Source organism: Flavobacterium sp. N2550 (assembly GCF_025947265.1).
GTDB lineage: Bacteria > Bacteroidota > Bacteroidia > Flavobacteriales > Flavobacteriaceae > Flavobacterium > Flavobacterium endophyticum.
The window spans coordinates 1823425-1845821 of the sequence record NZ_CP110007.1 but is presented as its reverse complement, the minus strand read 5'-3'; the positions used below and the strand labels follow the sequence as shown (position 1 = coordinate 1845821).

Here is a 22397-nt window from a genome sequence, read left to right as displayed (position 1 = left end):
TAAGGCCCGCATCTGCTATCTTTGATAGACACTAAAAGCAGCACTAATGAAAACTTGTCTATCCATTCTCTTCGTTTTCACGTTTTTTCTCTCCAATGCGCAAAGCAAGATAACCTTGACGCCAAAAGGTTTTGAGCCCAATCCGATTGTCGGCAGCCTGCCGCAAATGACCAACGAAAAATTCATCGAAGGCACGCAGCTCTGGGCACAAGAATTCAGCCAAGGCGAAGCCGACATTTCTGAAGTCACAGAAAATTCGATGACAATCGATGCGCTTAGGGACAATGCTTTTTTCTATCGGAACTTGGGCGAGACTTTCTTCCATAAAGTAAAATACCGTATCAAGATTTTTAAGGAAGGAAACCGCTATTCGCTTGCATTTCAAGTCACTGAAATTTATGCCAAGAAGACGCTCTTGAAATCAGCCATTACAGATTATCTGACGGCTGACGGAAAACCAAAAGACGGTTTCCAAGATGTAAAGCCTTCTATTGAAAAAACTGCGGGCATTATAGTGGATTCGTATGCGAGGTACATGAACAATTTCAGATAATCCCTACTACTCTCCTTTAAGCAGGTTGATGCTTACGGTAGCGATGTCGGCATCCGGAAATCTTCTAAAAATAGCCTTATCGGGAAACAATAGGGCTTCTGCCGCAATCTTGTTAAAGACATCAATTTCGACGATATACTGGTCAGAAAAACCATGCGTGGCATCGTAGGCCGTCGCCGCTGTCTTTCCTATATTCTTGGCAGCCAACGATGGATTTATGGTATGCAGTTCTATCAACAAAAGTCCAAATTTCTTGACATAAGGCGACCACTTTTTTAAATGCTCCAACAGATTGTCTTCTACAAGATTATTCGAAATTCTTTTTCCTCTGTAGGCAAAAGCGCCCGTAGAACTGCTTACCCTATCGGCAGAAATCTGCTTTGGTTCTTCCCAGATACGGTTATGATCGAGAAACGTCCTGACGTTCAAGAGGTCTTTCAGATCGATATTGTAGTTCTCCATCAGGTCATTAGACAACAGATCCGGCCTTCCGATATCGCCCCATATTACTTTTGCCCAGATATCTGCCTTGATCAGGTTTGCCCGTGTCACTTTTAGAGCGGCTTGGTTATAATCGGCCCCTACTAAGAACAGCGGGTATTCGTCAAGCATTTTCCCTCTAAGGGTTTGCCGGTCTATGACTTCAAAAATATGCTGCAAGAAGGCGCCGTTGCCACAGCCCATGTCTAGGATTCCTTTCGGCTGTTCTTCGATCGGACGGTTGAACAAGTGCACGATGATTTCGTCCACTACCTTAAAATAAGTATCGTGCGCGCCGCCGCTTCCCCAAACATTCATCTCTCTGTCGACATGAATTTCGTTCTCGCCGTCGGCCACCATACGTAACACGTTCGGGTCGCCGAAAATCAATTCTTCAATCTTGGCAAAGGTCGGCAAATACGAAACCGTCACACCGTAGGCACTGGCTCTTTTGGCAAAAAACAAGCCTGTTTCTGTAAACTGGTAGTTGCCGTTCTTTTCCAGAAACCAGCCCAGATGTACAAAAAAGTCTAATATTTTCTTGAATTTATCAGGTGTCTTATGGAATTCTTCCGGACGGAAAGACGTTTCCATAAAGTATTTGTGAAACATGCCGTTCATGGCCAGCCGTACGATGGTAGGTCCTATCAGGTAGCCTTCAATATGCTTTAGTATCTGTTTCTGGATTTCATGCGTCAAAGCATCGTCAGAGAATTCGATTCCGTAATTGACCTTGAATTTTTCGAAGATAGCATCCAATCTTTCAAACGGAGCTTCTTCAAAAATCCTAGGATGAAATTGCGTCGAGAATTGCAGCAGATCGACAACATCTTGATACAAATGAAACAGTGAAAATGCTATCGCAGTCTTTTCATTGGTAGTGAATTTGATGGTATCCGTTGCTGTATCAATATGATAGTCTAAAAAGCCCTGCGAACAGAGCACGCGAAGTCCTACATTTAGATAACCTTCGTTTGCCTTAAATCGGGCAGACAGATCGGCCAAGTCGGCCTCTCCGTTTTTTACTATATGTTCAAGGACTCCTTTATTTCTTAAGGCAATGGCTACTGGAGCAACTGCCAGGCCGTCGAGATGCCTGAAAATAGAACTGCGAAGGTGGGATTTATCAATCATAGATGTTTGAGAAAAGCTATTCTCAAATATACTATTTTTTTAGATGGAAAGCTGCCTTTTTGCTTCGCCTATGGCAAAGGCTACCGAATTGGCAAGATTGTAGCTCCTGACCAATGGTGAAATCAGAATGGTTAAATGGTTCTCAAACTTATCCAAGACCTCTTGGCTTAGTCCAACCGATTCTTTGCCAAAAACCAGCCAGTCGCCCTCTTGAAAAGTTTCAGAAAGATACGATTTCGTGCTATGAGAACTGAATAGGAATACTCTTGAAGTATCCGGTATTTGCGCTATCCATTCTTCGACCGACTGGTATTCTTTCCAATCCAAATGCACCCAGTAGTCAAGGCCGGAACGCTTCAGGTTTTTATCTGTAATCTGGAATCCGAAAGGATGGATCAGATGAAGGCGGCTTTCGGTACCGACGCAGAGGCGGCCAATATTTCCGGTGTTGTTAGGTATTTCTGGTTCTACAAGAACAATATTTAGCATCTTTCTTAAATTTAACTGTTGTTAGAGCGAAAACTCGCTGACTTCTTTTACTTCTCCCGATTGCATTTCGCCGAGATAGACATTCCCAACCCGCACCCGCACGAGCCGCAGCGTCGGAAATCCTACGGCCGAGGTCATTTTTCGGACTTGGCGGAACTTGCCTTCATTTAAGGTGATCGATACCCAGCTGGTAGGTCCGTGCCTTTCGTCGCGTATTTTCTTAGAACGAGGTGCAAACCCTGGATCACCAATCTTAAATGCCTCGCAGGGATTCGTTATGTATTTTATTCCGTCAAAGCCAATCTCGACACCATTTTTTAGCTTTTCGATGGCGTCTTCGGTTATTACTCCGTCTACTTGGGCATAATATTCTTTGGTTACTTTTTTGCTTCGGACCAATTCGCTCATCTGTCCGTCTGTCGTTAGAAGCAGCAAACCTTCGGAATCTTCATCAAGCCTTCCGATAGCCATCGTGCCTTCTGGAAAATCATGGAGTTCTCCCAAAAGCTTCTTTTTTCGCTTGAGTTCATACACAAACTGGCTAAGATAGCCGTAAGGTTTGTGAATCAAAAAATGCTTGTGGGCGGACATGGCTGAATTTTCGGCAAATTTACCACTAACATTTGGAAATCCGGCAAATTAAAGCAATGTTAAAGATGTAGCTTTTGTTTTTATATAGCTGTAAATTGATTAGGCAATTTAAAAACAACTACCATGGCAGCAGCAAAAGACTTAGGAAATAAAAAATGGAACGGAGAACAGGAAAAAGCAAAGGGTGAAATCAATGAAGGCTTCAGCGGCAAAAACCTTCCCGACGAATATGATCCGTCAAAAGGAAAGCTTAAGACGGAAATCGAAAAAGATACTGCGGGTAATGTGCATGTCGTGAAACGCGCGCGTTCTGTAGAGAGTAATGTAACTCCTACTGAAACTAGCGGAGCGCCTCTAAAAAACAAGAAGAAACCTGAGAATAGGGATAAAAATTCAGATATCGACCCGAATCGCTATCCTACCTCGCATCCTGAAAATAAAAAGAATCGTGGAAACATGAAATAGCAGGGCTTAAAAACCCTGCTTGTTCTAGTCTTCTTCTTTGTCAAATTCAATATTGGCGTGGATTTTTATTTCTTCGCCTATGATGAGATGGCCGGTTTCGGTTACGTCTTCGGCTACAATTCCGAAATCACTACGGTTGAGTTTTCCGCTTATTTCAAAACCTGCTTTCATTTTTCCAAAGCCATCTTTTGCCTGTCCGCCAAAAACGGCATCTAAGACAATTTCTCTGGTCACTGATTTGACGGTTATATTGCCACTTAATTTGTAGTGGTCGCCTTCTATTTTTTTGAGCTCTGAAGAAGTAAAATGAATTTCTGGAAATTGGTCAGCATCCAAAAAAGCATTCGACTTGATGTGCTCGTCTCTTTCGATATTGTTGGTATCAAAGCTGTAGACATCTATCGAAAGGGAAATCTGCGCGGTCTCGAAATCATCATTTTTCGTCGTCATTTTTCCGTTAAAAATCTTGAAGGTGCCTGAAATATGCGAAATCAGCAAGTGCCTGATTTTAAAATCTATATTCGAGTGGTCAGGATCGATAATCCAATGCGTAGTGAAATTCATAATGGTTCGTTTAAAAATGGCTATGTATAAATTTACGCATAGCGATTTTCATTTTATAAAAACAAACCGTGAATTGTTTGTTAAAGTTTAAACCCTGTGATGGTCGGGCTTCCAGTTTTGGATGCTTTTTTTGATTTGGTTTCCAGAAAGATTTTCATCCAGCGCTTTTTTTACTAAGACGGGCAGCTCTTCGTCTGGCGCAAACCGTAAGGCAAACAATTGGCTATCGGAAAACCTGTCTTCCAGCAGTTCTAGCCTTTCGTTAGTGAGAGCAAAATAACGATATCGTAATTCGAGTCGTATGATTCTGTCCTGCAACAGCAAGGCATAATGTTGGCGAAGCATGAAAGCCAGTCCAAAAAAGAGAAGCAGGAGAACACTGATAAAGACCCAGAGTAAGCTTTCTTTTTCTCTGCCAAAAATAAAATAGACACTTACCCCGAGCAGGATTAGCAACAGGGGATAAAAGACAAAATGGTGCGGTGTATAGAAACGTATATGGTTTTTATAGTCTTGCTTTTTCATAGGATATTGGTTATTTCCTATAAAAATACTCAATAAGTTTGAATAGACAGCGCCTTCTCGGGCTATTCTAACCCATAATCGGATTGTTTATATCCTGAAAGTCGGATTTTTTTACTTCTATGCAGAAGGTGCTGCTGTCAACATATTCTGCTTCTGAAAAATCCAATAGGTACATTTTCTTTCTAAAAAGTCCATGTACGGTAAGAAGAATTTTCTTTGAAGCTTCGGGCTTCTCAAGCAGAAAATGTCTTTTTTCGGTTATCGAATCTCCTATCTTATACCATAATGCATTTCGGAATCTATAATCTAAGATTACAAATTTGTCTCCAAAAAAATGCTTATTGGAATAGTTGGAATAAATTAGCCTTATGCTTCTGTCGGACCTGAAAAGGATCTTTAAAAGGCGCGAGGCTACATTAGCTACAAATTCATATTTAATAGTAGAATCTGTAACTTTGTCTAAAGTTAATTTTGGTGGTTTCATTGTGTAAGAACTTAGGGGGAACCTACAATAGTAAGAATATTTCTTAAAAAAACATTAAAAAATCGATTAAATGCCAAAATAACCCTCGAAATACATCTATAAATTAAAGAACATTCCTAAAATAATAAATTGTATAAAGTTCATACTACAAAAAAACCGCCCTAAGGCGGTTTCTATTTTTTAAAAAGTCTCTGTTAGTTTTTGACTAATCGTTTAATCATTGTACCGTTTTGGCTTTCTAGCTTCATGATATAAACTCCCGTTGCAGCCTTTGCAAGGTCAATCGTATATGCATCAGACGAACCGCTAAATTGTTTTGAGTACACCAATTGTCCTGAAATAGAAAACACATTGATTGCATCAACAGCTGTCATCTCTGCAAACTGTATGTTCACAAGACCGTTCGTTGGGTTAGGATAGACAGACACTGAAGCATTTTCAAATCCTGGTGTCGCTAATGGAGGATCAATAGTGACTACATAATCTTCCATTTCACCAAAGTTGTTGTTAGCTACTACTGGTCCGCAAGCAAATTGGTGTCCAAAAGAAGTTGCCAATGATGCCGCAACAACAACACGCATTCTTGTAGTACCCGTCAAAGCTGTTGCTGGAATTGTTATACTACCAGTAACTGCTTGATTTAAGCCAGTACCTATATAAGTATACTCTGTCGACTCAAAAGCTCCGTTCTTATTATAATCGACCCAAACGCCAACCGATTCATCTAACCAACCGTCTCCAGATGGCCCTACAGAAACAGAAACTGGGATGGTTGCCCCTACATTAAATACAGGAGGCGCAACAGAGCCACTATAATTGGTGTATCCTGTAGTTGCATTTCCACAAGTTGTAGTATTGTTCAATGTGCCAATAGTAACATTCGTAATTACGTCACCATCGCCACAATTGAAATTAATTGCATTTAAACAATAGCAAGTATCTACCGCATTTTGCCCAACAGAAACTGCTGCAGAAGTAGCGCTTTGGCCGCTTCCTGAACAAGTTATGATAACTCTGTAAAAAGTAGCTTGCGACTGGCCTGTCATGCTATAATTCAAAGAAACTTGTGAGGCTCCTAAATTAGTCCATTGGTCTGTTCCGGTTGGAGAAGACTGCCATTGGTAAGAGAACCCTGCTGCCGGAATCACACCAGAAGCGCCCAAGACAAAAGAAGTCTGATTACAAACGGAAGCTTGCGTAGATGTTGCCGTTCCCACTGCTGGAGTACCCGTACATGCCGTTGCAGCAATGACATCTACTGAATAATCTTCGTATTCTCCATAGCCAATATAAGGTGCTGCACAAGAACTTGTTGCAACAATCGCTTGAGAATATTGGGCCTTAACCCTCATTCGAATATTTCCTACCGTAGCCGTAACTGGAATTGCGATAGAAGCTGTTACCACAGAACCCGCTGCTGGCGAAGTCCCTAAGTTTGTAAATTCTGAGGCATCAAAAGCACCATCATCATTGTAGTCGAACCAAACTCCTACTTGCTGTATTCCAAAATGGGCAGGAATTGTTACAGAGAGATCGTAAGACTGTCCTACAATAACACTAGCAGCCGTGCCGCCCGTAAAATCGCTATAGCCTGCTGTTCCACAACCAGAATTATTATTAATTCCTGCAAAAGTAACATTCACAATTTCATCACCTTCAGAACAATCTCCAGTTCCAGGCGTACAATACGATTGTGCCTGAGCTGCAGCTGAGGCCAATAAAAAAGTTCCGAAAAATAAGGATCTAGCTCCTCCAAGGCTTTGTTGCAAAGCCGAAAATAAAGTAGTTTTTTTCATGAAAATTATTTTCATGCAAATAGCTATAAACCAGAGGATAATAATTCTAGTATTAAAATTATTTGCATCGTTATACATTCACTAAAGTATGACTTTTAAGATTAAAATAAAAATTCTCTTACGAAAACACGGTCTAAAATACCAAATTTTAACATTCATAGAAATATTCATTGAAAAATAACGGTAATAAAAACCTATAATTTATTCTTACTTTTACTTTCTACAAAAACATTAAAATGAACGACACTATCATCACCATTATCGCTTTTATAATTGCCTTAGCCATAGGAATTTTTATTGGAAAGTTGCTTTTTTCTGCCAACGCAAAATCAGAAAAAGCAGGCCTTGAAGAACGAATCAACGGACTGCTTTCTCAGATAGAACAATTAAAATTACAGCAACAGCAGGACCGCATTAGCTCAGAGAATCAATTGCAGCAGATTGCCTTGGAAAGAGAAGGCCTCAGAACAGAAAAAGAATCTTTGGCCATACAGCTTTCAAAAAAAGAAGTTGATTTCGAAAATCTTTGGGAACGCAACAAAGAACAAAAGCAAGAAGTAGAACAGCTGCAAGAAAAATTCACCAAAGAATTTGAAAACCTTGCCAATAAGATATTAGAAGAGAAATCTACCAAATTTACCGAGCAGAATAGAGAGAATATGAAAAACATACTTTCTCCGCTACAAGACAAAATCCAGCTTTTTGAGAAAAAGGTAGAAGATACGCACAAAGAAAGTATCGACTATCATGCCGCACTAAGACAGCAGATTCTAGGCCTCCGTGAAATGAACGAGCAGATGAGCCGAGAAACGCTCAACCTGACCAAAGCGTTGAAAGGCGACAGCAAGATGCAAGGAAACTGGGGCGAATTGATCTTGGAAAGAGTGCTTGAAAAATCTGGCTTGGAAAAAGGCCGCGAATACGAAGTGCAGCAGAGTTTTGTGACCGAAGACGGCACAAGGGTTTTCCCAGACGTGGTCATCAATTTACCCGACGGCAAAAAAATGGTAGTGGATTCTAAAGTATCCTTAGTCTCGTATGAAAAATACATCAACGAAGAAGATGAAGTCTTAAAAACAACCTTCTTAAAAGAACACTTGAATTCAATCAGAAGGCATGTCGAGCAGCTTGGCGCCAAAAACTATCACGACCTTTATCAAATCGAGAGTCCTGATTTCGTCTTGCTTTTTATCCCAATGGAGCCTGCCTTTGCCATTGCGCTAAACGAGGATACTACACTTTACAACAAAGCCTTTGAAAAGAATATCGTAATCGTCACTCCTTCTACCTTGTTGGCTACGCTCCGAACTATTGACAGCATGTGGGCCAATCAAAAACAGCAGGAAAATGCTTTTGAGATTGCAAGGCAAGCCGGAGCCCTCTATGATAAATTTGAAGGTTTTGTAACCGATCTTGTCAAAATAGGCAAAAAGATGGATGAAGCCAAAGTAGAATATCAAGGTGCCATGAACAAGCTTTTTGACGGAAAAGGCAATCTGATAAACAGCGTAGAAAGGCTGAAAAAAATGGGCGCCAAAGCTAAAAAATCATTGCCAGAGAATATCCTGAAAAGAGCCGAGACAGACGATTCTGAAAACTAATAAAGAACCCAACCCAAAACTGTATGGACAAAACGTATAAAACACCAAAATCTTCCCGAATCACCATTTCTGAACTGATGCTGCCGTCGCATTCCAATTTTAGCGGCAAAATCCACGGAGGCTACATTCTGTCTTTGATGGACCAGATTGCCTTTGCCTGCGCTTCTAAATTTTCGGGCTCGTATTGCGTCACGGCTTCGGTTGATACGGTCGATTTCCTAAATCCGATCGAGATTGGAGAATTGGTTACGCTAAAAGCATCTGTAAATTACGTCGGCAACAGTTCTATGGTAATTGGCATTCGCGTCACAGCTGAAAACATACAGACTCAAAAAGTAAAGCATTGCAATTCCTCCTACTTTACGATGGTTGCGAAAGACGATTCAGGCAAAAATGTTTCCGTTCCAAGATTAACATTGACTACTGTCGAGGAAGTACGTCGTTTTTGCGATGCTATGAGACGAATTAAGGCGAAAAAAGAGCATAAAGAACAAGAACATTTATTTGACCATACCTCAACTGAAGCCTTGCAGGACATCAAAAACATGGACATCCGAATCCATTTATAAACACAACTAAACAATTTAGTAATAGCCCTCTAACTTTTTTGTTATAAAATCATTTTCTTTTTAGTTTTATTATATATTTGCCATATTTATTCCTAATTTTTTGATGGTAAATCTTATGAAACACAACTATTTTTTAAAGAAATCATTACTATTACTACTTTTCTTTACCATTTTATCATGCGGGTCCGACAACGACTATGTTCCCGTACCAGAACCCGTTTCTCCAGTTACAGTTGATTTGGCAGCGGTTCCTTACGCCAAATTATCTGATTACAAATTTTTTGAAGGCGATATGAAAGAGCACATACCTTCTTTAAATGTAATTCCTTACGAGCCAGCAAGTCAGCTTTTTACCGATTACGCCAAAAAGAAGCGATTCATATGGATGCCTGAAAATGTAAAAGCGACTTATACTGCCGACGGAAAGATTTTAAACTTTCCGGTAGGAACTGTTCTAATAAAAACGTTCTATTATTCTACGATACAGCCAGGAAACACGACAAAGATGATCGAAACCCGATTGATGATTCGCAAAGCCGATGGATGGAAATTTTACGAATATGTGTGGAATGACGAACAGACAGAAGCGAACCTGATCGTAAACGATGACTTTATAAATGGCAGCACCAAAACAATTACTTTCAAAAAACCAAACGACGAGGTAATTACAGCCGAGTATCGAATTCCATCAGAATCAGAATGTCTGGCCTGCCACAAGATAAATGAGATTGCGACTCCGATCGGTGTCAAACCTCAGAATTTAAATATCAATTATGCGTATAGAGAAGGAAACAAGAACCAATTGCAGAAATTGTTAGAACAGGGCTATCTGGAAAGCTATCCTTCTACTATTGCCACAACAGTTAATTACAACGACACCTCACAGTCTTTAGATTTAAGAATGCGTTCTTACTTGGATGCTAACTGTGCGCATTGCCATCAAGACCAAGGACGCTGTGATTATCGCGCCATACGTTTTGCTTTCAGCGAAACTTCAAATCCGACCAACCTAGGTATTTGTATTGACGCCGATGAGATCGTAAGCCCTACGTTGCAAAAAATTGTCTTGCCGTCCAATTTCAGCAAATCGATACTGCATTATCGATTGCGAACTAATGACGAAAGCGAAAGAATGCCGCTATTAGGAAGAACGATTACTCACGATGAAGGAATAGCGCTAGTAGAGCAATGGATTAGCTCATTAACGCAAACTTGCAACTAAATCCAATAAAAACAGCTTAACAACAACCAACTAAAAACTATAGTCATTATGAAAAAAACTTTATTTTTCTTTAGCCTATTTTTTTGCTTTTCAATCGCAATGGCCCAAAGCAATTGCGATACTGCATTAAATATTACGCTTAACTCCATCAACACAGCTCCTTCGTATGCTGCTGAAAACGGAACTGCGCCGAGCAACTTGTGCGGACTTAATAATGGTCCCGGTACAAAAGGCAAATGGTATAAATATACTGCCACACAAAATATCAATGTGACCGTATCTACACTTTTGCCTCAGAATCCTAATACTGATACCAGAGTAATTGTATATAGCGGATCTTGCACCAATTTAGTATGTATAGGTTCTAACGATGATTATGATGGCAGCCAAGCTTCACAACTTAGCTTTGCGGCTACTGCAGGCACAACCTACATCATTGCGTTTGATAACAAATACAGTAGCAATGGCTTTGATTTCTCTTTTACGCAAACAGCCTCTCCAGGTGTAGACCGATTGTCATTCACATCGCGTCCGGTTGCGGGAATAGCTGGACAACATAACAATTGTATCGTAGATATGAATGGCGACTACTTAGACGACATTGTTTCAGCAATCAACAATACACAATTAGCTATTAGCTATCAACAAGTTGGTGGTACATTTACGACTACGACATTCACTATAGCAAATACATCAGTTCAACCAACCTGGAGCATCGCAGCAGGCGATTATGACAACAACGGATACAATGACCTGATCTATGGCTCAGGCAGCGGAGTCGTGTTTTTAAAAGCCAATACAGACGGTTCGGCATATAGTACCTTTAGAAAACCCGAAAGTTACTTGACACAACGTACCAATTTTGTAGACATCAATAACGATGGCAAATTAGATGCTTTTGTATGTGATGATAACTCTCCAAATCGATATTATTTTAACGATGGCTTGGGCAATATTGGAAATCAAACTCAAGGCGGTCTGGGAATTTTCCCGACTGGAGGAAATTATGCCTCAAACTGGTTTGATTATGATAACGATGGCGATATCGACATGCATATGTCAAAATGCGGTCAAGGAGGCTCTGGTGTAGGCGGAAACATTGATGAAATGTACAGAAACAATGGCAACGGAACATTTACCAATGTAGCAGCAACAGCAAATTTGGCAGCACCAGAACAAAGCTGGTCGTCAGCAGTTGGAGACTTCAACAATGATGGATGGATGGATATCATCTTAGGCGTAAATGCAACCTCTGACGGTAATACAAATGTAATGAGAAACAATGGCGATGGCACGTTTACCAGCGTTACCGTAGGTTCAGGATTTGATCTTATTTTTAGCACTGGAAGAGAATATGTAGCTCATGATTTTGATAATGATGGATTTTTAGATGTTTTGGGCTCAGGAAACAATATTATGTTTGGCGATGGTAATTTCCATTTTACGCCAAATCCAAACCAATACCTATTATCTCCAGTTGACAGACCCGTTGGAGATTTAAACAACGATGGCTTCTTGGATATCCAAAATGGAACTAATGTATTGTTTAACAATGGAAACAGCAATAAGTGGATAAAAATCAGTTTTGAAGGCGTACAAAGCAACAGAAACGGAATCGGGGCAAGAGTGGAACTTTACGGTCCATGGGGCAAACAAATCCGAGACGTACAAAGCGGAACTGGTTTCCAAAACATGAGCTCTCTGAATGTACATTTTGGCATCGGCCAAGCATCTTCAATAGAAAAAGTAATTATCAGATGGCCATCTGGAATTGTGGATACAGTCTTAAACCCTTCAACAGGCCAGACATTACATGTAAGAGAAGGAGCAACACTTGGAGTTGCAGAAAATAACACAAAACAATTCACATTGTATCCAAACCCTACAGCTGACTTCCTAAACATTCAGCTCAATGAATTGCAAGCTGAAATAGATGGAGCAAAAATCTATGATTTGACAGGAAGAATGATTTCTGACGCAAAAGTCTTAAACAGCAAAATTAATGTTCAATCACTTCCTGCAGGAACCTATGTAATCATCCTGCATGATACAAAAGGAGAAAAATACGCTCAGAAATTCATCAAGAAGTAGTACTCTCTCACAATAATAAAAAATCCCGAATGGTTTCATTCGGGATTTTTTTTGCAGAAAATCCTCCCAACCTTAGCGTTATCAAGCATTACACAAAACACAATTAAACAATTTAGTATCAGTACTATAACTTTTTTACCATAACAATATTTTCTTCATAATTTTATTTTATATTTATTATCTTTATTCCTAATTTTTTGAAACACATCTATGAAACAAAACTATTTTTTAAATAAATCACTGTTATTTATTCTTTTATTTATCATTTTTTCATGTGGATCCGATAATGATTATATCCCAGTAGAACCTACTTCGCCAGTCGTGGTTGATTTGGCATCCGTTCCGTACGCCAAGCTATCCGATTATAAATTTTTCGATGGCACAATGAAAAATCAAGTTCCGTCTCTTGACGTACTTCCTTACGAACCTGCAAGTCAGCTTTTCACAGATTATGCCCATAAAAAAAGATTTGTTTGGATACCAAAAAATAAAAAAGCGGTATATGACGGCGATGGAAAAACCTTAATTTTTCCTGTAGGCACTGCGCTTATAAAAACATTTTATTACGACAATATTCAGCCTGGCAATACAACACGCATTATAGAAACCCGAATCATGATACGCAAAGAAGAAGGGTGGATTTTTGCCAATTATGTATGGAATGCAGATCAAACCGAAGCTACCCTTGATCCTAATGGCAGTTTCACAGATATCACTTGGCTGGAGGAAGGAACACTTAAAAACACGAACTACCGTATTCCATCTTCTTCAGGAGGCGAATGCTTGACCTGCCACAAATCAAACGACAAGCCTATCCCGATTGGCTTAAAACCTCAAAACTTAAATTTTGCTATAAACTACGCTTCCGGAAGCAAAAATCAATTAGAAAAATGGGCAGAAGTTGGCTACTTAGACAATAACTTCCCAAGAAATATAGTATCGACAGTACGATGGAATGACGAGTCGCAACCCTTGGAAAAAAGAGTGCGGTCTTATATCGATATAAACTGCGCCCACTGTCATCAACAAGACAGCCATTGTTCTTACAGGCCGATGCGTTTTGCTTTCAGCGAGACAACCGACCTTACAAATCTAGGCGTCTGCATGACACCGGTTGACATTGTAGGAAGCGGACTCTCCCACATTGTAGCACCGGGCAGTCCTGAAAGATCCGTGATGCATTTTAGAATCACGTCTGTAAATGAATCTACAAGAATGCCGCTGCTGGGAAGATCGATTGTTCATGAAGAAGCCGTCGAAATGATAGACGAATGGATAACTACCTTAGATATGAGATGTAACTAATAAACAAACAACAATATGAAAAAAAGACTACCCCTAATTATGCTATGCCTGACGGCTTTTTTGGCCGAGGCACAAGACAATTGCCAAACTGCCTTGGAAATTACAGCAGGCACGCATACCATTGATGCAATTAACGGAAATGCCAATACGTATGGCATTTGTGCCGGAAGCGGTACGGCAGCAAACAGCGAATGGTATAAATACTCACCTTCAATAAATACCTCGGTGACTGTAACAACTGACCTTATAGCCAACATTGGAGGAGACACGCGTTTCCACATCTACAGAGGTGCTTGCGGTGCATTAACTTGCGCAGGCGGTGATGATGACAGCGGAAACTTAGGAAACGGATTTTTATCAGCATTTACTTTCAACGCTGTTGCTGGTACTACCTATTTTATAGTTTTCGACAACAAATGGCGAAGCACAGGCTTCAATTTTGTTCTTGCCGAAGGTCCTTATACTCCAGAACAGCCTGAAGTACCTGGTCAAATTGTCGGATTTACGCCGCAGACTATAGCGCTGGGTGGTTCCTATAAAAATTGCGTAGTGGACATGAATGGTGATTATTTGGATGACATTGTAGGCATAAGCAATACTAGCCTCAACATTTTATATCAAAATGCTAGCGGTGGCGGATTTACTCCAGCTACGATAACTACACCGCAAGCCACTTATATGCCGTCATGGAGTGTCACTGCGGCCGACTATGACAAAAACGGCTATACCGATCTATTGTTTGGGTCTGGCAGCGGCGTGACTTTTATGAAAGCCAACAGCACAGGTACGGGTTATACGCCTATCTCGGGACCTCAATCCATTTTCAGTCAGCGTTCCAACTTTGTAGACCTCAATAACGACGGGCATCTTGATGCTTTTGTATGCCATGACGTAAATCCTAATGTGTATTATCTTAATGACGGAAACGGAAACCTTATCTTCCATCAAGGGGGTATGGGCGATTTCCCAAGTGGCGGAAATTACGGTTCTATTTTTGTCGATTATGATAATGATGGCGACCAAGATCTTTTTATCGCAAAATGCCGTGGTGGTAATACAGGTGCCAATATTGACGAATTACACAGAAATAACGGAAACGGCACTTTTACCAATGTATCTGTAGCAGCAGGAATGGCTGACCCTGATCAATCTTGGTCAAGTGCTTTTGGTGATTTTGACAATGATGGCGACATGGACGCTTTAATTGGTTCAAATGCCGGAGGAACGACTCAAAAATTGATGCGTAATAATGGTGATGGCACCTTTACGAATGTAAGTGCCGGTTCAGGATTTGAATCCTATACTAATACTGGAAGAGAATATATTGCTCGTGATTTTAACAATGATGGATTCATTGATGTCTTTGGACCAGGCGGTATTATCATGATCAATAATGGAGATTGGACTTTTACAAAATCAGGCGGAGCACCTCAAAACGGACCTATCGGAGATTTGAACAATGACGGCTTCTTAGATGTTCAGGTCGAAAACACGGTCTATTACAATAACGGAAACGACAACAATTGGATTATACTGAACCTTCAAGGTATCCAAAGCACCAGAAATGGTATTGGGGCAAGAGTAGAGATATATGGAGCTTGGGGCAGACAGATCAGAGACGTGAGAAGCGGCGAAGGCTTTGAATTTGCCAACTCATTAAATACACATTTCGGAATCGGAACTGCTACAGAAATTACGAGACTGGTAATAAAATGGCCTTCTGGCTTGGTCGAAGAAATCCTAAATCCAGCTATAAATTCAAAACTGCTTGTTGTAGAAGGCTCGACTTTAGGAATCTCTGAAACAAATAGCAATCAGTTTATACTTTATCCTAACCCAGCTTCCGATTACATCCGAATCCAGCTTACTGACATGCAGCCTGAAATTGCCAGCGTAAAAATCTATGATTACCAAGGCAGAATGGTTTCAGATGTAAAAATACAAGAAAACCAGATTGACATCCAATCACTGTCTGCAGGAAATTACATGATGGTATTGCAAAACAGCAATGGCGAAAAGTTCTCTCAGAAGTTTGTCAAAAAATAAAGCTTGTTTTTATACTACAAAAAATCCTGAAAGTTATTCGGGATTTTTTTTTAGAGAATTGCTCTTTTGAAGTTATTCAACCACTAATGTTTTCGTGGCATTTCCATATTCAGTTCTTAAAACTACCATATAGGCGCCTGTAGTCCAATCAGAAGTATTGATTTCTGTATGGGAATCAGAAACCGACATCGCTTTCACGACCCTGCCCAAATTGTCATAAATCTTAACTTCTCCTACAGCAATAGATTGAGGTAACTCTAGTGTCGCAAAGCTTTTTGCAGGATTTGGATAAATCTTAAACGATTCAACTGCAAAATCCTCTGTCCCAAGAGTAAAAGCAGCCACAGTAGCACCGCAATTACCCGATCCATGATAACCGATGGCCAAGCTTCCCGGTCTATGCGCCCAAACTAAATTAAGAGGCTGAGCAGCGGCGGTAAAAGTATAATCGTTTGAATCGCCTGTATCACGAGCTCGTGTCGCAACCACTGTCCTTACACCTGCGTTAATTGTATTAGAAGTTACTGTCCAATTTTGATTAGAATCTAGAGGAGGAGTTACTCCCGTTCCGTTAAAGGTCCTGTCGGTCATGTTTGTCCCGTCAAAAATTACGACATCGCTACCATTATCATCCATAGATGTAGCATTAAAAGACACACTAAGCCAGTCTGTAGATGGTCCAACAAGATTCAAAGTAACCAGAGTGCTGGTGACATCAATCTTTGCAGTAAATCCCGTCATGAAGGTTACAGTTCCCGTACTATACGTCTGTGCAGACAAGCCGAAGCTCATCAGGACTATAGCAAAAAAAGTAAGCGTAATTTTTTTCATATCAATTGGTTTTTAAGATTTGTATTAATTTATCATCATTTGCAAGTACGGCATAATCAATTGCCGAATTGCCTCTGTTGTCTTTGACCGCAGGATCAGCCTTAGCTTTTATAAGAAAATCAGCAATTTCATACTTTTTAAATATTGCGGCATAGATCAAGGCCGTAGTGCCATTAGAATCGGGAATATTAGGATCGGCTTTATTTTCCAATAGTTTTTTTACTATTTCAACATTGCCTTTTACGGTGGCGGCCATCAGTGCCGTTCCCATACCGCTCGCCGTGTTTATGTCTTTTACCTGCTGCATTAAAAATTGGGCAACTTCCGTATTTCCTCTATAGCAGGCTAATATTAGCGGAGAATAGCCTTCTGAAGAAAGTTCATTAATACACCCAGGATTAGCTTTCATTAATGCTTTTACTTCATCTACCGTACCTGTTCTAGCGACATTAAAAATATCTTTTTGCGAAAAAGCATTTAGAGAAAGGAAGAGCAGAAAGATAAAAAGAGTAGTTTTTTTCATAGGCAAAGTTTCAGCAATTTTGAACCATAAATCACGATAGTCCACTCAATAATCGTATGTTTCTATCCGTAAAAATAAAAAACTTCAATTCGTAAATTAACCGACATATCATCACAAATTTATCTATTTATTTTTATAATATAATGATATTAAGTTAATTATTTAAATTTATACAGCAAGCCTTCTTTTACCTTTCTCTTTTCTCTAGTTTTCTAAAAATGATAATTCTAGGATTCTGTCGTAAGAAAATGCCCAAAATAAAAAACTTTGTTATATTTGGACATAAGCAAATTCTGAAAAAAAACTTAAACTGAAAACTATGAGTCAAAAAACTTCACCTGCCTTTGTTGCAGCATCTTGGATTGCGCTTGCTGCGGGAATGATCGGTTATTTTATCGGATTATGGAGAGCCGAGATGGAACTTAATGAAAAAGGCTACTATTTCACAGTGCTGATGTTCGGAATATTTGCAGTAGTATCATTACAGAAAAGTGTTAGAGATAGAATGGAAGGCCTTCCCGTAACTGATATTTATTATGGAATCTGCTGGTTTGCCACGATATTATCAATCGTCTTGCTAGTCGTAGGATTGTGGAATGCCACTATTTTGCCAAGCGAAAAAGGCTTTTATGCCTTTGGCTACTTATTGGCCTTATTTGGAGGTATTGCTGTTCAGAAAAATACGCGTGACAATCAAGCTGCAAGCAGACAGAACTAAAAAATACAACGAATAAAAAAGCTCCAAGTTGGGGCTTTTTTATTTTGAATTCTTCAATGTCTTTAAATACAATAAAACATCTTCTTTATAACTAGCTCCAATTGGAATTTCAATATTGCTAACTTCGATTTCGTTCATTGTAAAAGCTGTAATTTTGGAAGTATTTATAATAAAGGATCGGTGAATTCGCAAAAAATTATCCTCATTTAATTCTTGTTGGATATCTCCTATTTTATATTTTGAAGTGATATTTTTATCGCCTATCATATTGATTTTTATATAATCTTTAAGGCTTTCGATATAGACGATATCGTTCATATTGATTTTATAATTTTTGATTCCTGATTTAACCAAAATAAAATCATCCGGAACAAATTCTTTACTTTTTACTTCGCTTTTGGCAGTTTCACTTAAAAATTTGTCAACAGCTTTTAAGAAACGTTCAAAAGTAATCGGCTTTAGGAGGTAATCGACAACACCCAAATCATAGCCTTCAATTGCATAATCTCGATAAGCAGTAGTCAGTATTGTTTTGGGCGGGTTTTTTAGATTTTTTAAAAATTCTATACCCGTAATATTTGGCATTTTTATATCAATAAACATCAAATCGATTTTTTGCAAATTCAATATCTCAAATGCTTTTAATGCTGTATTGCAAGTTGCCACAACTTCTAAGTTGTCTATTTTGGCAATATGCTTTTCTATTAATCGAATCGCTAGCGGTTCATCATCAACTACCAGGCATTTAATTTTCATAAGCTGTCGTTTTGATTGATTTGTAAAACTACTGAAAACGAATTTACAGCTTGTTTTATATCCAATGAATAATTATCCGAATATATCAGATCCAACTGTTTCTTTATGTTAGTCAATCCTATCCTATGTTCATCCTTGCTTACATAATCGCTTGAAACTGTATTTGAAATTTTAAAGGTAAAAACTTCTTTTGTCTGAATGATGGAAATCCAGATTTTTGGAGAACCGCTATCTTCTCCTGCACCGTGCTTGAAGGCATTTTCTACTAATGACAAAAGTAATAATGGCGGAATTTGCATGTCATTTTCAAGATCGGTATCAAAGGTAATCTCTAATCGATTGTCGTATCTCAATTTTTCCAATTCGATATAATTCTTCATCAGTTCTATTTCGCTTGACAAGGAAACGAATTGGTTATTGCATTTATACAAGACGTGGTCCAGAATATCAGATAATTTTCCAATTGCACTGGCTGTCTTAGGCGAATTATCCAATGAGAGCGAATAAATATTATTAAGCGTATTGAACAGAAAATGCGGATTTAATTGTGCTTTCAACATCTTTAACTCAGATTCTACTTTTTTTTGTTCTAATTGTGTTGCTTCGCTTTTCTTCTGCTCGTTATTGAAAAAATATTTTACAAATAAAAACTGAAAGGAAACCGTATACACCGAAGGGAAATATTTCACCACGAGCGAATGGAGATCCGTCAAAATTTCATAAACCGACTCTTGTTCAAAAGGCGGCGTCCTAACCAATTCTTCACCTACATGAATCGTCAAAATCCTGGCAAGGGCAGAAAAGATATAGCAGGTCAGGAAAAATAAAATTAGGGACAAAAAATACCTTTTTTTCAATATAAACTTAGGAAGCAGGTAATAGGCAAGAAAATAAGACGCCAGCATTTGCGGAATATGGACGCAAAAATTGAATAACAAAATTACCCATAGCGGATCATTATTCTCATCTAGCAAACCGGCAGGAATGTAGGTTACTACTATAACCATCCAGAATACTAGATGCTGTGCTAACCTATTATTCCGGACATATTCTGATATTTTCTTAAGATAATCCATAGCTAAAAAAAATTAAAGATAATCAAGAACTTTTTAAATTCAATCACAGTCGACAAAAACGCAATTTTAACTCCTGAATACTCTTTTTTTGAACCTAAAGACCATTTTAAGGCCTAAAATAGGCTGTTTGACTATAAAAAACCTGTTTCTATCTTATGCCTTTATTCTGCATTACAAAACATCCAATCTTTGCCTTGTAATCTTAAACAAAAGCATGATGAAAAAAATAGTATTTATAGCAATCTTCCTTTCCTTTACGACCATTTATTCACAGGAAATTCAGAAGTCGATAACTATCAGCGGAAAAGTAATCGAAAAAAAGACGGCTACTGCAATAGAATTTGCAACCGTTACTTTTATAAATAGCTTGAACGGCAAAACAATAGCTGGATCAATAACTGATAACAAAGGAAATTTTAGCCTTAAAATAACTCCCGGAAAATATAATATCAAAGCGGAGTTTATTGGTTTAGAAAGCAGTACACTTGAAAATTTCGACTTGCAAAATGATCAAGTCTTACAAACATTTTTATTGGACGAGATCCCAACTCAGCTTGAAACTGTAGAAATCCAAACCGAAAAAACAACAATAGAGCATAAATTAGACAAAAAGGTCTTTAATGTAGGCAGCGACCTAGTTTCAAAAGGTGGAAATGCAATCGATATTTTAAACAATGTACCGTCGGTAAGCGTTAATTACAATGGTGCGGTTAGCTTGCGAGGCAACACAGGCGTTCGAATCTTGATAAACGGAAAACCTTCTGTTTTAACTGCCAATAATGGGCTCGAGCAAATTCCGGCAGAGAATATAGAAAAGGTAGAAGTGATTACCAACCCATCTTCTAAATACGATTCAGAAGGAACTGCTGGCATTATTAATATCATTTTAAAGAAAAATAAAAGCAAAGGATTTGGAAGCTCCGTTCAAGCTACCGCTGGAATTCCAGATAACTATGCTTTGGGCTATAACGTGAATTATAAAAATAAAAAAATCAATATTTTTTCTGATTTAAGGTACCGATATATCAATTTCCTCGGTAAGGAATCTAGCTCAAGAACCATTTACAATGATAATGCTATCGATTCGTATTTAAATGGAACCGTTGATAGGGATAGAACAAATAGAACATTTACCACATATTTTGGCGGTGATTATTATTTTAATGACAAAAACATGATTACGTTGAGTTATTTTTACAGAAACAATACCAGCAGAAGCACGGTTGATTATGCTTTCAACTATTTAGATGAAAACCGCAATCCTGAACGCATTGCCAATGCCAAGGAAGCTTATAAGGAACCTCAAACTGCCAATCAGATTGAATTGAATTACATCAAAACATTTGCTAAAGAAGGTCAAAAATTCACAATCAACCTGCAATATGACTTTTGGAATGATGATGAAAATGAGTCCATCGTTGAGCAAGAAATCTTTCCAGTTTCATTACCCTTCAGAGCCTTAAAAAGTAGAAATATTGAAAGCAGTAAAGATTTTTTGTTTCAATCGGACTACAGCCTGCCGTTTAATGAAAAATCTAAAATTGAATTCGGAATAAAAGGCGAAATTCGAAGAATCAACAGCGATTATCAAGCTTACGACAATAACGTGGCCATTGACAGCCTGAACAACTTATTGCATTATGATGAAAGAATTATAGGTGCTTATGTTCAATACGGAAGCAGCATAAAAAAGCTCAACTATTTGTTAGGCCTCCGAATTGAAGATTCAAACACCGGAAGCAATGACAGAATCAATCAATTCAACATCGATAAAAAGTATACCGATTTCTTTCCAACGGCTCATTTTACTTATGAATTTAACGACATTTTCAACGTACAATTAAGCTACAGCCGACGCATCAGCCGTCCTGAGTTTTGGCAGCTCAATCCGTTTGGAGGTATTGCAGACAGAAGAAATATCCGAATTGGAAATCCTGATTTAGATCCAGTATATACCAATTCTTATGAACTCGGGACTTTAATAAAATGGAGAAAATTCATTATCAATCCGAGTTTGTACCATCAATTTTCAAGAAACATTTTTGAAGACATTCGCATCACAAATCCTGATGGCTTTTTAGTAGAACAAGCCATAAATTCTGGAACAGAAAGTCGAATTGGTGCAGAAATTAGTATTTCATATTCTCCGCTAAAATGGCTGACTCTTAATGGCGAGATGAACTACTACACCTTTGAGCAAAAAGGAATATTTAATGTTTCTGACAAAAATTTCACTTCAAAACAAAGTACGCGGATAAAATTCTCAACATGGAACTTTCAAACTAATTTGAATTATTTAGGAGCTACCAGCAGCGGCCAATACAATTCCAAATCGCAATATTGGTTTGATTTGGGAATGGGGAAAGACATTTGGAACGAAAGAGCAACGATCACCTTAAAGGCGGATAATATTTTTGACTCTCGAATTTCAAAAGGGCTTGTAAGAGGGAATGACTATACTTTGGATTATAATTTTAGAAGCGTTGGTCCTAGAGTATATGCCACATTTACGTATCGACTGAATCGAAAAAAGAGCGACAGAGATCGTTTACCAGAATAGCAAAAAAAATCCCGATTT

The 22397-nt window shown here is 38.7% G+C and carries 21 protein-coding genes; 10 read left to right on the top strand and 11 right to left on the bottom strand.

The annotated features are described in order from the left end of the window. Positions 1-46 precede the first annotated feature (46 nt). A complete protein-coding gene (locus OLM56_RS08095) occupies positions 47-553 on the top strand; it encodes a hypothetical protein (protein WP_264528938.1) in 507 nt (168 codons plus the stop codon). Positions 554-559: 6 nt separating this feature from the next. Here the strand turns inward: OLM56_RS08095 and OLM56_RS08090 are convergent, their stop codons facing one another. The 3 genes from OLM56_RS08090 to OLM56_RS08080 are packed head-to-tail and all read right to left on the bottom strand — an operon-like array spanning position 560 to position 3247. Then, positions 560-2167, bottom strand: coding sequence for a class I SAM-dependent methyltransferase (locus OLM56_RS08090; protein ID WP_264528937.1), 1608 nt, complete (start codon positions 2165-2167; stop codon positions 560-562). Between the two features lie 39 nt (positions 2168-2206). Further along, positions 2207-2656, bottom strand: coding sequence for a tRNA (cytidine(34)-2'-O)-methyltransferase (locus OLM56_RS08085; RefSeq protein WP_264528936.1), 450 nt, complete (start codon positions 2654-2656; stop codon positions 2207-2209). 21 nt (positions 2657-2677) lie between these two features. Further along, positions 2678-3247, bottom strand: a complete 570-nt coding sequence (locus OLM56_RS08080) for a pseudouridine synthase (RefSeq protein WP_264528935.1) — start codon at positions 3245-3247, stop codon at positions 2678-2680. Between the two features lie 123 nt (positions 3248-3370). Between OLM56_RS08080 and OLM56_RS08075 the strand changes: the two genes are divergently transcribed. Continuing rightward, positions 3371-3712 (top strand): hypothetical protein, encoded by a 342-nt coding sequence (locus tag OLM56_RS08075; RefSeq protein WP_264528934.1) that lies wholly within the window; start codon positions 3371-3373, stop codon positions 3710-3712. Between the two features lie 24 nt (positions 3713-3736). Here the strand turns inward: OLM56_RS08075 and OLM56_RS08070 are convergent, their stop codons facing one another. The 4 genes from OLM56_RS08070 to OLM56_RS08055 all read right to left on the bottom strand — a co-directional run bounded on the left by OLM56_RS08070 (position 3737) and on the right by OLM56_RS08055 (position 7081). Beyond that, positions 3737-4276 carry a YceI family protein gene (locus OLM56_RS08070; RefSeq protein WP_121377543.1) on the bottom strand — a complete coding sequence of 180 codons (540 nt, stop codon included), beginning with the start codon at positions 4274-4276 and terminating at the stop codon, positions 3737-3739. Between the two features lie 87 nt (positions 4277-4363). Further along, entirely contained in the window at positions 4364-4801 is a 438-nt protein-coding gene (locus tag OLM56_RS08065) for a DUF6526 family protein (RefSeq protein ID WP_264528933.1), read from the bottom strand. Between the two features lie 67 nt (positions 4802-4868). After that, on the bottom strand, positions 4869-5285 hold the full coding sequence (locus OLM56_RS08060; protein WP_264528932.1) for a hypothetical protein: 417 nt from the start codon (positions 5283-5285) through the stop codon (positions 4869-4871). A 194-nt stretch (positions 5286-5479) separates the two neighbouring features. After that, positions 5480-7081 (bottom strand): T9SS type A sorting domain-containing protein, encoded by a 1602-nt coding sequence (locus OLM56_RS08055; protein WP_264528931.1) that lies wholly within the window; start codon positions 7079-7081, stop codon positions 5480-5482. A gap of 236 nt (positions 7082-7317) precedes the next feature. Between OLM56_RS08055 and rmuC the strand changes: the two genes are divergently transcribed. The 6 genes from rmuC to OLM56_RS08025 all read left to right on the top strand — a co-directional run bounded on the left by rmuC (position 7318) and on the right by OLM56_RS08025 (position 15915). Further along, positions 7318-8682, top strand: a complete 1365-nt coding sequence (gene rmuC / locus OLM56_RS08050; protein ID WP_264528930.1) for a DNA recombination protein RmuC — start codon at positions 7318-7320, stop codon at positions 8680-8682. A 23-nt stretch (positions 8683-8705) separates the two neighbouring features. Next, positions 8706-9251, top strand: a complete 546-nt coding sequence (locus tag OLM56_RS08045; protein WP_121377548.1) for an acyl-CoA thioesterase — start codon at positions 8706-8708, stop codon at positions 9249-9251. 115 nt (positions 9252-9366) lie between these two features. After that, the gene (locus tag OLM56_RS08040; RefSeq protein ID WP_121377569.1) at positions 9367-10473 is read left to right on the top strand and encodes a hypothetical protein; all 1107 of its coding nucleotides are present in this window, start codon (positions 9367-9369) and stop codon (positions 10471-10473) included. Between the two features lie 48 nt (positions 10474-10521). After that, complete coding sequence (locus tag OLM56_RS08035; protein WP_264528929.1) at positions 10522-12564, top strand: FG-GAP-like repeat-containing protein; 2043 nt, start codon at positions 10522-10524, stop codon at positions 12562-12564. A 210-nt stretch (positions 12565-12774) separates the two neighbouring features. Further along, positions 12775-13869: a hypothetical protein gene (locus OLM56_RS08030; protein WP_264528928.1), complete on the top strand. Its 1095-nt coding sequence runs from the start codon at positions 12775-12777 to the stop codon at positions 13867-13869. A 15-nt stretch (positions 13870-13884) separates the two neighbouring features. Then, entirely contained in the window at positions 13885-15915 is a 2031-nt protein-coding gene (locus OLM56_RS08025) for an FG-GAP-like repeat-containing protein (RefSeq protein WP_264528927.1), read from the top strand. 72 nt (positions 15916-15987) lie between these two features. Here the strand turns inward: OLM56_RS08025 and OLM56_RS08020 are convergent, their stop codons facing one another. After that, positions 15988-16746 (bottom strand): T9SS type A sorting domain-containing protein, encoded by a 759-nt coding sequence (locus tag OLM56_RS08020; protein ID WP_264528926.1) that lies wholly within the window; start codon positions 16744-16746, stop codon positions 15988-15990. A 1-nt stretch (position 16747) separates the two neighbouring features. After that, entirely contained in the window at positions 16748-17269 is a 522-nt protein-coding gene (locus OLM56_RS08015; RefSeq protein WP_264528925.1) for an ankyrin repeat domain-containing protein, read from the bottom strand. Between the two features lie 319 nt (positions 17270-17588). Here OLM56_RS08015 and yiaA point away from each other — a divergent pair, with 319 nt between their 5' ends. Next, the gene (yiaA, locus tag OLM56_RS08010) at positions 17589-17987 is read left to right on the top strand and encodes an inner membrane protein YiaA (RefSeq protein ID WP_121377553.1); all 399 of its coding nucleotides are present in this window, start codon (positions 17589-17591) and stop codon (positions 17985-17987) included. 39 nt (positions 17988-18026) lie between these two features. On the opposite strand, the gene OLM56_RS08005 is transcribed toward yiaA, so the two are convergent. Beyond that, entirely contained in the window at positions 18027-18743 is a 717-nt protein-coding gene (locus OLM56_RS08005; RefSeq protein WP_264528924.1) for a LytR/AlgR family response regulator transcription factor, read from the bottom strand. Beyond that, positions 18740-19819, bottom strand: coding sequence for a sensor histidine kinase (locus OLM56_RS08000; RefSeq protein WP_264528923.1), 1080 nt, complete (start codon positions 19817-19819; stop codon positions 18740-18742). The genes OLM56_RS08005 and OLM56_RS08000 overlap by 4 nt, the downstream gene beginning before the upstream one ends. 217 nt (positions 19820-20036) lie before the next feature. Here OLM56_RS08000 and OLM56_RS07995 point away from each other — a divergent pair, with 217 nt between their 5' ends. After that, entirely contained in the window at positions 20037-22379 is a 2343-nt protein-coding gene (locus OLM56_RS07995; protein ID WP_264528922.1) for a TonB-dependent receptor domain-containing protein, read from the top strand. Positions 22380-22397 lie beyond the last annotated feature (18 nt).